The following is a 10,950-nucleotide window of genomic DNA, read 5'->3' as shown; positions in this document are numbered from 1 at the left end:
TCCAGAAACCTGAAACTGCCTGACCTTTACCGAAATTGTGTGACCACATTTCATTTGAATCAGGAACGTTTCGCACCAACTAAAGCACCCGTTAGTTTAATAAGAACAGAGACGCTTATTAAACAATCGCGACCGATTATGGAACAAGATAAACCTTAATTTTCTTTCTGCCCTTTTAACATAAGTAAAGAATAAGTCCGAGATTTTTTATACAACAAAACATCTTTTTTATATTCAATATTACTTTTTCTGCTAGAACAAGCAATTTATATCTTCTTAATGTTTTAGTTTTTCCATTATTCTAAATAATTTTCTTCTTGTTTAATTTGATCTATTCGTTTTTTTCCCCATTCATACATCATCTCAACGATTGGTAATAACGTCATCCCAAGTTCAGTCATTGAATATTCGACTTTCGGAGGAACTTCTGGAATCACTTCTCTATGAACAATTCCATCTTCTATCAGGTCACGTAATTGATTTGATAATACTTTATGGGATATTTCCGGGAAAAGCTTTTGAAGTTCGCTGAATCGATGTGTCCCTTCTACACCTAAATGCCACAAAATAACAACTTTCCATTTCCCGCTAATAATCGATAAGGTAAGTTCTTTTTCACAATGATAATCTTGATTTAATATTCTTTCTTGGATCTCTTTTCTTAATGTATCTGACATGGACATTTACTCCTTACTTATAGTAGTAACCGTTTGGTAACCTCCGCACAAAAAAGTGCGTTCTTCACAATAGAGAAAACTGTAGGTAGAATGAAGTTAGTCTTAAAGACAAATCATTTCCGAGTAAAACAGCGTAATTAATTATACCATCAGAACGGTTTTATCAAACGCACCTTACTCAAGTATTAATTTTTTTAGTATAATACACTTTATTTCGTCAATAATAAAACTATCTTATCTAAAGGAGCAAAAAACATGCAAACAATCACAGGGAAAGTGGCATTAATTACAGGAGCAGGGCGTGGAATTGGACGTGCAACAGCAATAGCTTTTGCGCAGGAAGGTATTCACGTAGGTCTTGTTGGACGTACGCTTGAAAATTTACAACAAGTTGCAGAGGAACTTAAACAATATGACGTGAAGGTAGCAATCGCTGCAGCGAATGTAGCGGATTTAGATTCTATCACAGCAGCGGTTGAATCGATTCGTGGCGAGCTTGGTGCAATCGATATTTTAGTAAATAATGCTGGCATTGCAAAATTCGGTAGCTTCATGGACTTAACGCCTGAAGAATGGACAAATATTATCGATGTCAACGTAAAAGGTGTGTACTACACAACACGTGCGGTATTACCAGAAATGATAGAGCGCAACACAGGCGACATCATTAACATCTCATCAACAGCTGGTCAAAAAGGTGCACCAATTACAAGTGCATACGCGGCTTCAAAAGCTGCAGTTATTGGACTAAGTGAGTCATTAATGCTTGAAGTGCGTAAGAAAAATATTCGCGTTACAACGTTAACGCCAAGTACGGTTGCGACTGATATGGCTGTTGAGCTAAACTTAACAGACGGTAATCCAGAAAAAGTGATGCAAGCAGAAGATTTAGCAGAATTAATGGTTGCACAGCTAAAACTTCATCCACGTGTTGTATTAAAACATGCAGGACTTTGGTCGACGAACCCTTAATAGACCTATTCGAAATATCAAGACGCTATCCGATGTATTTTGGATAGCGTTTTCCTTTTTTAGAATAAAAAGCTCTAATGGTGGTACTGCCAACCCGACTATCACATGAACGGCATCACGAGGAGCATTGGTATTAATGACATTTGTGTAGTAAGAAGAAAATTTTTTAAAAAAGTGTTTTTTTTGCAACCTGTTACTCAATTAAACGGCCCGATTGTTGAACACAAGTTAAACAACACTCTTCAACTAACCTGCCCCGTTAGTTGAACAAGAAACTCGATTAGCTCCATCCCCAAAGAACCGATCCTGCCCCTTTTATAAAAAAAAGGGAGCCTTCTTTTCCAATCTAACATATTTGGATTGTGTTAGATTCGAAAGTATTTAACTCCATCACTCAATAAGAAAAAACTGCCATGTAACAGAAGAATTTAATGAAGTGGAATCTTTCTTTGGTGTTGTACTCAGGCGAAATTATATAGATAAATCAATATTTTCAGGGTGATGAGTCCGAACTCAATATAGTTGACGCTCGGAAATTTAAAAGGTATCATAGATACTTAAAGTCTATATTTGAGGTGGTTTAGCGATTTGAAATATTCTAAAGCGACGAATTATGCACTTCATACGATAATCTATCTAACTTCGGTTGCTTCTGAAAAGCGTATTGGCGTCCAACAATTGGCTGAGGTTCAAGGGGTTTCGCCTACGTACTTGTCTAAGATTTTAACAAAACTAGTCAAGGCAGGCATGATTGATTCGATATCAGGGGCCAATGGTGGCTATAAGTTAAAACCGAATTGGGAAGCTATTTCGTTCTTAGAAATTATTCATGCCATAGAAGGATCAACTTCTTTATTTGATTGCTGCCTAAATCACAATCCTGAATGCTTAATTCAAAAGGTTATGGTTTCTGCAGAAGAAAAAATGGAGCAAGAATTACTCAATCAAACAATAGGGGATCTTTCAAAGAAAATGACGGAGACTCTTTAAACCGTTGTTTTTTAACTACATTAGAGACTTTAAAGGTATATGGTGTCTTTAATTAAAAGCGAATAATATTTACTTAAAAAGAAGGGATGAAGAAAATGACTATTTTTGACTGTATGATTATTGGGGCTGGACCAGCTGGTTTAAGTGCTAGCTTAACGTTAGGTCGAGCAAGAAGAAAAATAGCAGTATTGGATGATGGAACAAACAGAAATAGGGTTACGCAAGAGACACATGGTTTTATTACACGAGATGGCATTAAACCTCAGGAATTTAAAGACCTAGGTTTCGATGAAGTGAAAAAATATTCTTCCGTATCTATTATTAAAACTACGGTAACAGAAATTATAAAAGAACCTAGTAGTGAGTTTTTTATGGTCAAGACAAAGGATGGGAAAGAACATCTTACAGAAAAAATCATTTTGGCTACAGGGGTTCAAGAAGTTTTTCCATCCATTCCAGCTATTAAAACATATTACGGGAAAAGTCTCTTTAGTTGCCCGTATTGTGATGGGTGGGAACTTCGGGACAAACCTTTAATTATCATCGCTGAAAAAGAAGGTCACGCGCCTTATATGGCTAAACTTCTGTACAATTGGTCAAAGGATTTGGTCGTTGCAACGAATGGAAATAAAATGTCTGCAGTAGATATCGAACAATTAAAACAACGGGGTATTAAGGTGATGACAGAACCTATCCTAAAATTACACGGGGAGGATGGCTATTTACAACAGGTTGAGTTTGAGTCAGGGGAGATCATTGCTAGAACAGGCGGATTTGTCGTATCTTCTTCTTATCGTCCAAACAAATTTGTTGAACAAATAGGCTGCGAGTTAACTGAATTGGGAGCGGCTGTAACGGATGGTTTGGGCCGTACATCTGTCAAGAATATTTATATTGCTGGAGAGACAGAAAAAGCAGAACCCTCGTCTTTACTATCTGCTGCCGCTGATGGTAGTAAAGCTGCATTTTCTGTGAATACGGATTTAACAATGGAACGTTTCTAAAGATAGGGAAGATTACTCTGCAATCGTTGAACAAACTGTTTTGCAAACAAGATTACTTACGTGAAATCCGTGGACAAGTTTTTCAGGATTAACCGTACTTGATCCACTTGGAAATGACGTGACACCTGAAAAATTACGTGCTGTATTAGATAGATTAAAAGAGTAGGACAAGTCCGTTTATGGATTGATCCTACTCTTTTCTTCTTTCATGCGAACGAATTTCGATATTAAAAAAGTAACAGCCCGAAGAAATAAAGGGCTGTTACTTTAGAGAGATTTTTATTAAATCTAACATATTTGCATTGTGTTAGATTCGACAGACTTTACTTTTCGTTTTTTTAGACCTTGTATTTTATACTATATTGAACATACTAAGCCTGAATTATCATAAAGGAGGTGGATACTCATAAAAAAATTGAATGCAACTCTGACTTTACTTCTCTTCGCTTCACTGATTTTTGGCTTATCTGTTTCAGCTAAGGAATTTACGGCAGCTAAAGCGACCAGCTTTCAAGGAGAGAGTGAACATTGGTCCGGCACTTTTACAGCAGCAATTACGGATGGAGAAATAGCCCAGGCAGGAAAATTGAAATATAAAGGTCAAGATCTTGATTCTCTTGGGCGAGTTTTATGTACATTTGAAACAGCTGCTGGAAAAATAGTAGCCGAAAGTTTATTAGCAGGTACTTCAACTGATGCTCCTATCGGAGAAAAAGGAACTATTGAAAGCATCGGGATTGGAGCTAATAAAAGCTTATTTTCCAAAACAGAAGTAGTTAAGGTAACTGTAAAATGGGACGGGAAAAGCGAGTCATTTAATTTGCATAAACAATGATAGTTACTTGTATTTCAGACACGTAGCATCATGAATTAAGTTATGACACCTACAATAGATAAAAAATTCTCCCTTTCTAAATAAAAGGGAGAATTTTCGCGAATCGAACATATTTCTATTGTGTTAGATTCGGAAGTTTTCAAATCCATCACTCCACGAGAAAAAACTATTGTAAGGAACGATCATTCGGTTTAAGAAAAGGTGTCAAGATAAGCATAAGAACTGTTATACCTACAAGGAACCATATCGAAGTACCGAAGTCTCCAGAGAGATCTCGCATAAATCCTACTAAAAATGGTCCTGTCGCAGCAATCAGATACCCAACAGTTAAAACAAATCCGTTCCAGACGTTTGATTCTTCTACCGTTTTCGTATTATCTAGTGGCAAGGTCATACTTAGAGTAAAAGCACCACCAAGGCCAAAAGCAAATATAGATATAAATATAAATGGAGCTGCATTTGGCCAGATAGCAATGAGTATCAAACCTACTATAGCGAGTATGGAAGATGCAGCTAACCAGCCACGGCGGTCAAGTGATTTACTAAGTGCACCAAATACAGGGTTAGCTAGCATAAATACGACGGTGAAAGTTAACAGTATAAATCCTGCAACTGAAACCGAATTTTCTTGTTCTTGATACATCGGCGAGACCCATGCTATGATGGCGTAAAAAAGGAGATTCGTACATCCAAAATACAGAGCAATCATCCATGCTGTTCGGTTTTTATATGGAATTGGCACGCTCTTTTCGGAAACTTCTTGTGAACCAGGACTATCTTTGCGTCCTTGAAGGGTTATCACAATCCAAGCAATGATAGCTAAAACACCGGGCAAAGCCCAAATACCAGATGCTATGCGCCATCCGCTATCTGCATTTGAAGCGATGATTCCTGTTGTACCTGCCGCGAGTGCAGTACCTAGTGAAAGTGAGAAGGTATAAATCCCCATTAGTAATGCTGCTTTTTTAGGGAATTTCAGTTTTATGAAACCACCTATTAACGTACCAACGATTGCGATACCAGCACCTACACCTACTGTTGTTGAAAGTAGTGTAAATGTATTGGGAGAAAATGCGCGACCTAGAGTAGATAAAGTAAGCAGTAATAAAGCATAAAGGATAACCGTATTTCGACCATAGCGACGGGCAAGCCATGGGGTAGGCAAAGCTAAAAGCCCCATTAATAAATCAGGTATCGTAATCAGCATCGAAGACGTTGAATATGAAAAATTAAAATCGTCTTGAATAAGAGTCGAAATAGGCCCCATAGAAATAATTCCAGGACGTAAACTAATTGATACAAGAATAATAGCCGCGATTGCAATCCATGCACTGCCCCCCCTTTTTTGATTTTTAGCTAGAACTTGTTCGTTATTCTTTTTTCTCATCTAATCTAATCAGCCTTCCTATTTTTCATTTTTCTAATTGACTGGTTTACTCAGCAACCATTGATTAATTCTATTGTAGAACAAGGTATTGATGTGATTGGTATGGTGAACGGCGTACAAGTAAAGGTGGTTTTATTCGTGCGAAATCGTAACATTATATTTGATTGAAAAGTATTTAACTCCATCACTCAATACGAAGAAGACGCATGTAAAGACAGCCGATTGTTTAACTAAAGCACCCGTTTAAGTGAAAATCTTCACAAACCGACCTCTCAATTTCCCTTATTTTTATTTTCCTTCATCGCTTCTGCCAATTGATGAGAATTCAGATCTTCTTCCTTCTGTAGTTGGTCAATGATGTTGCGGTAATCTTCCTCATTTCGATTTTGGCTTAATTTATAAGCGGCTTGAACTTCTTGTACTTTAATCTTAAATCCCACAATACCTTTAAGTTCCCTTTCCAATAGCTCAGGCGAAAGCTTGTCCCAATAAATTGGATTTTTCCGATGTTTTTCATATTTTTCTAGTAACATAATCAGGTCTTGTTTTAACTCTTCTTGCTCTAAAATAATCGGTTTGCCATATACATGAACGGCTTGATAATTCCATGTTGGAACATTTTCATCACCATACCATGAAGAAGAAATATACGCATCCGGTCCCTGGTACATAACAAGTGCGTTCTCACACGTTTCAAATGTTCTCCATTGAGGATTCCCATAGGCCATATGTCCTGTAATATAATATTCATCGCCTTTTTTTCTAAACTCCAAAGGTATATGAGTGGCAATTGGTTTCCCTTGTTTTGTTGTGACGATGGTTCCAAAAGAGTTTTTTTGAATAAACTCTTTGACTTCATCCATGTCCGTGACTTTATAATATTTAGGAATAAACATGTTTGAAAAACCCCTTTATGGTTTTATAATTTCTCTATATAAGTATACTAGACAAATTGACATATAAAAAGGTACAATTATAAACAAATGAACATGTCAGGATGGTTGTAAATGAAAAATACTATTTTTGTTTTGAAGGATGATTCCCCCAAATACAAGCAAATATACGAGAAGTTTAAGTCTTTTATTAAGCGTGGCGACTTACATCCTAATGATCCATTGCCATCCATTCGCCAACTTGCAGAGTCCCTTCAAATCAGTCGCAATACCACATTGATGGCATATGAGCAGCTTGTAGCGGAAGGTTATATCCGCGGAGAAGCGAGAAAAGGGTATTTTGTAAATGAATTAGAGCCGGTTTTATTTCAAGATACTTTCATCCCACCTCATAAAAAGCATAAAGAGACGGTAACGCCAGTCGAAATTGATTTCAGTGCAGGGGCCGTGGATCAAACCAATTTTCCCCTGAAAATTTGGAGAAGAATATCAAATCAAGTTTTAACATTACGGGAGAGCTTTCGATACGGGAAACCCTTTGGTGAAGTATGCTTGCGTGAGCAAATCGCCGCTTATTTATTCCAATCCCGCGGAGTGAAAACAGATCCAAATGCGATTATAATCGGCAGTAGTACCCAACAAATGTTAATTTATCTTGGACAAATTCTGAAGGATGATCATGCTGGCATTATTATAGAGGATCCAGGTTATGATGGAGCAATGGAAGCTTTTCGATTTCATCGTTTCACGATTGAGACTTTACCAGTTTATGAGACAGGGGCTAATTTTTCAGAATTAGAAAAATTGAGGTCAAAGTTAATCTATGTAACCCCCTCCCATCAAAGTCCACTAGGTGTAAGTATGTCCATTCAGGAAAGGCAAATGCTTATTCATTGGGCTAACAACAATAATGGATTTATTATCGAAGACGATTATGATAGTGAATTTCGCTATACTAAACAACCATTTCCAGCACTTGCATCCATCGATTCAACAAGAGTCATTTACCTAGGGAATTTCTCAAAGTCCTTTCTTCCAGGAATCCGCCTATGTTATATGGTGCTGCCAGAGTTAGTATTAAATCGTTATAAAAACCAATTCCTTCATTTCGAGAGTACCTCATCACTCCTAAGCCAGCTTACAATGGCTAAATTTATGGAAGAGGGGGAATGGAATCGCCATATTAAACGAATGCGACTTGTGTATAAGCGAAAAATGCAGTGTATAGTTTCAGAATTAAAAAAACACTTCGAACAAAGTATATCCATTATTGGGGAACAGTCTGGTTTGTACGTCTTAGTTAAGGTACATCTAAATCGTTCAGAAGAATGGTTAATCGAGCGTGCTTCCATTTATGGGGTAAAAGTCTATCCTACCTCAATCTATGTCATAAAAAACCATCCTGCAGAAGCAATTATTAAACTTGGATTCAGTAATCTTACCTATGATGAAATTCAAAAAGGCGTGAAGCTTTTAAAAGAGGCTTGGGGGGGGCTAATATGATTACTTTATGCCTTTTACCGAAAAGGTATTGGACCGTACATTAACAAACTTTAGTACATCACCTAATTATGATAAAAATAAAAAGATATAGAATGCTTTTTATTTTTCTTGTTCAACTAACCTGCCCCGTTAGTTCAATAAGAAAAAAGAGCTCTCTAAGAAGCCCCTCCTGTTCAATGTTCTTTATTCTATCGTTCGGCTCTATTAGTACAATTACCTATTATTTCAGACATATAAAAACGATCTTCTCTCATTCAACCAATGCCCTTAATTATTATTCGAAGTCTTAGACTTGAAAATAAGTCTGCTGATAAGATTTATTATTAAAACAACTATGAACAACAAAACCAAAGCACTAAAGGAAATTCCTAACCCAGTCCAAATCCCTTTTTCAAAAACACTTGCAACACTTTTAAAATCAAAAATAAGTTTAATTCCTAATGCTATTACAAAAAAAGTAATCGTATAGGTTGCTGTAGCTTTTAAGAGTTTCAAAAACATTCATCCCCTTTTTAAAAAATAGGTTTCCTATCGTTAGTTCAATAAGAAACTGGATTCGATCGCTGGACAGGCTTGTATAGTCCATACACAGCAGGTTAACATAACGCCAGTTCATGGAAGTCGTCATCCCCCAGTTATCCCTATAATTAAATAAAAAAAACTGCCCTGTAAAGGCAGCCTGTTATTGCTAATCGAACATATTTACATTGAGTTAGATTCGTATTTTTTTCAAGCGCACTATAATACACCTACTGCTCTAATTCCAGTTTGGATGCTGTATGGACCCCTAGAAGGGGTCCCATCAACAAAACGCAAATTTCGTACGCTAAGGAAATCGGCTTTTTTGCTTAACTATTAATTTGTAGTGGAAGAAACCTTCTAGGGGCAACCCAACAAAATATTTTTTTGCATGTAAGATTTTTTTACCTTTAAAATAAGAAATGCCTTGATTTTCAATTATATATTCAATTGGAAGTGGCGACGAGCTACTTCATTAATCTTATGGTTTTCTAATTTTTCTTTTGTTTTTTCTCTACCTTTGACAGTGATTAAGGTGTTTCCTAATAGGGTGATACGTCCTTCTTCCGTAACTCGAGAAAGAAAATACATCTTGTTAAACATAGATTCAGGCGATGTTTCAGTCTGAACGCATATCGGTCGCATAATATCTAAATTCCATTTATTCGAAGTTTCTTCAAATCGATATTGTGTTTCCCACTCGTCGTCGGTCTTTTTCTGTAGATAGAACATCACTTCGTTTTCGTTTCTTGTTACTCGGTAGATCCCATCACTATCTATAACTTCCTCTCCGCTTATCGTAACAGGTAGTCGTGGAGAATTTCCTCCAAACCCGACATCTACCAAGTATTCCTTGTTTTCAAGTGGAACGATTATGAACATATGTGCGTTTTCAGGCGCCCAAATTCCACTTCCCACATATACCGTTCCTGCCATTAGATAAGGTTTAAAACCAAGATTTTTTAGGAGCTGATAAAATACTCCGTTTAACTCATAACACACACCTCCGCGTTGATCGAGTACAATTTTTTGATAAAGATCTTCTGTAAGTAAGGAAAGAGATTTTTTGCTAAGAATATCTAAATTTTCAAAGTGTATGTTGAGTACATGTTGTTTTTGGAGATGCGATAGATAGTCAAGATCTAAGTTATCTTTCTTTACAGCTTGAATACGATCCAAATAGTTTTTTATGTTCATGTTTGTTTATCCCCTATGTCAGTATTTTAATTAATTTTAATTAATCTTTATTTATATTTCCTTATGAGTCCATAAGGAATTTTTATTTGTCAGTAGCATTTTCGTACAATTTGTTTAATAGTGATTTTAGTTGTTGTATTTCTTCTGTACTCAAACCTCTTACAATGAAATTATGAGCATCCTTAACTATAGGCAGGAGCGTTTCTTTTAAATCTTCACCTTTGTTTGTTAAGAGAAGATAATGTGAACGTTTGTCTTCATCATTAAATGTCTTCTTAACAATTCCTTTTTTTTCTAAAGAATGAATCATTCTTACGACAGTTGTTTGATCTTTATAAATAGTCGCTGCCAACTCTTTTTGAGTAGTGCCTCTTTCGTTATCAAGAATACTCATAATCCCCCATTGTTCTGGTGTCAGCTCGTAAGGTTTTAACTGCTTTATAAAATAATTTGTTAATTTTACATCCGTACGATGAACACGATGTCCAATTGAATCATGTAAGTTCATATGTCACCTCTATTGCTCAATATAAAAGATAAAGCTATAGCATATAAATCACTTAACCACTCAAAATTTATAAATTTTATCTAATACATGCTATAGCATGTATAGTAACTTAAACAAATTTAGTTGTCAACTTATGTGGGATAACATCTTAAGAATATCGATTTATTATTCAGCAGGATAGTAAATCCGCAATAAGTACTCTTCCTCAATGACTAATGTAACAAATACGACCATTAATGATGCCGTTTTTTGTTTTATCTCCTTTTTCCATACCTCCCTATACTTTTTTAGGTTAACATAACGCCAGTTCACGGAAGTAGTTACCTCCGTTACGCAATAAGAAAAGCTGCCCTGTAAAGGCATCCGATTATTATAGTGATAGGTAAGCCTTTGAAGTTATCGTCAGCTTTTCCCCCACTTCACACCGTACGTGAAACTTTCGCTTCATACGGCGTTCCAACTAAT

The 10,950-nt window shown here is 36.3% G+C and carries 12 protein-coding genes and 1 pseudogene; 6 read left to right on the top strand and 7 right to left on the bottom strand.

Annotated elements, in window-relative coordinates; translation table 11 throughout:
• Window positions 1-296 precede the first annotated feature (296 nt).
• Window positions 297-677, bottom strand: coding sequence for a winged helix-turn-helix transcriptional regulator (locus AC1TO6_RS20725; RefSeq protein ID WP_482103476.1), 381 nt, complete (start codon window positions 675-677; stop codon window positions 297-299).
• A 255-nt stretch (window positions 678-932) separates the two neighbouring features.
• Here AC1TO6_RS20725 and AC1TO6_RS20720 point away from each other — a divergent pair, with 255 nt between their 5' ends.
• From AC1TO6_RS20720 to AC1TO6_RS20700, 5 genes and pseudogenes are all read left to right on the top strand, one after another.
• Window positions 933-1,649 (top strand): 3-ketoacyl-ACP reductase, encoded by a 717-nt coding sequence (locus AC1TO6_RS20720; protein WP_482103475.1) that lies wholly within the window; start codon window positions 933-935, stop codon window positions 1,647-1,649.
• A gap of 588 nt (window positions 1,650-2,237) precedes the next feature.
• Window positions 2,238-2,639: an Rrf2 family transcriptional regulator gene (locus AC1TO6_RS20715; RefSeq protein WP_482103474.1), complete on the top strand. Its 402-nt coding sequence runs from the start codon at window positions 2,238-2,240 to the stop codon at window positions 2,637-2,639.
• Between the two features lie 95 nt (window positions 2,640-2,734).
• Window positions 2,735-3,643: an NAD(P)/FAD-dependent oxidoreductase gene (locus tag AC1TO6_RS20710; RefSeq protein ID WP_482103473.1), complete on the top strand. Its 909-nt coding sequence runs from the start codon at window positions 2,735-2,737 to the stop codon at window positions 3,641-3,643.
• Window positions 3,644-3,687: 44 nt separating this feature from the next.
• Window positions 3,688-3,809: pseudogene (locus tag AC1TO6_RS20705) on the top strand (DUF896 domain-containing protein); the annotation flags it as partial.
• Between the two features lie 249 nt (window positions 3,810-4,058).
• Complete coding sequence (locus tag AC1TO6_RS20700) at window positions 4,059-4,478, top strand: hypothetical protein (RefSeq protein WP_482103472.1); 420 nt, start codon at window positions 4,059-4,061, stop codon at window positions 4,476-4,478.
• 166 nt (window positions 4,479-4,644) lie between these two features.
• Here AC1TO6_RS20700 and AC1TO6_RS20695 read toward each other — a convergent pair whose 3' ends face one another.
• Together AC1TO6_RS20695 and AC1TO6_RS20690 are read right to left on the bottom strand one after the other, a co-directional pair.
• The gene (locus AC1TO6_RS20695; RefSeq protein ID WP_482103471.1) at window positions 4,645-5,865 is read right to left on the bottom strand and encodes an MFS transporter; all 1,221 of its coding nucleotides are present in this window, start codon (window positions 5,863-5,865) and stop codon (window positions 4,645-4,647) included.
• A gap of 272 nt (window positions 5,866-6,137) precedes the next feature.
• The gene (locus tag AC1TO6_RS20690; protein ID WP_482103470.1) at window positions 6,138-6,761 is read right to left on the bottom strand and encodes an FMN-binding negative transcriptional regulator; all 624 of its coding nucleotides are present in this window, start codon (window positions 6,759-6,761) and stop codon (window positions 6,138-6,140) included.
• A gap of 111 nt (window positions 6,762-6,872) precedes the next feature.
• Between AC1TO6_RS20690 and pdxR the strand changes: the two genes are divergently transcribed.
• On the top strand, window positions 6,873-8,261 hold the full coding sequence (gene pdxR / locus AC1TO6_RS20685) for a MocR-like pyridoxine biosynthesis transcription factor PdxR (protein ID WP_482103469.1): 1,389 nt from the start codon (window positions 6,873-6,875) through the stop codon (window positions 8,259-8,261).
• A gap of 267 nt (window positions 8,262-8,528) precedes the next feature.
• On the opposite strand, the gene AC1TO6_RS20680 is transcribed toward pdxR, so the two are convergent.
• The 4 genes from AC1TO6_RS20680 to AC1TO6_RS20665 form a co-directional block, all read right to left on the bottom strand.
• Window positions 8,529-8,756, bottom strand: a complete 228-nt coding sequence (locus tag AC1TO6_RS20680) for a hypothetical protein (protein ID WP_482103468.1) — start codon at window positions 8,754-8,756, stop codon at window positions 8,529-8,531.
• Between the two features lie 462 nt (window positions 8,757-9,218).
• The gene (locus AC1TO6_RS20675) at window positions 9,219-9,977 is read right to left on the bottom strand and encodes an arylamine N-acetyltransferase family protein (protein WP_482103467.1); all 759 of its coding nucleotides are present in this window, start codon (window positions 9,975-9,977) and stop codon (window positions 9,219-9,221) included.
• Between the two features lie 82 nt (window positions 9,978-10,059).
• The gene (locus AC1TO6_RS20670; RefSeq protein WP_482103466.1) at window positions 10,060-10,485 is read right to left on the bottom strand and encodes a MarR family winged helix-turn-helix transcriptional regulator; all 426 of its coding nucleotides are present in this window, start codon (window positions 10,483-10,485) and stop codon (window positions 10,060-10,062) included.
• A 165-nt stretch (window positions 10,486-10,650) separates the two neighbouring features.
• On the bottom strand, window positions 10,651-10,797 hold the full coding sequence (locus tag AC1TO6_RS20665) for a hypothetical protein (protein WP_482103465.1): 147 nt from the start codon (window positions 10,795-10,797) through the stop codon (window positions 10,651-10,653).
• Window positions 10,798-10,950: the final 153 nt, after the last annotated feature.

Source organism: Sporosarcina sp. Y352 (assembly GCF_056786535.1).
The sequence above is the reverse complement of the archived record's forward strand: the minus strand, read 5'-3'. Positions and strand labels throughout refer to the sequence as shown.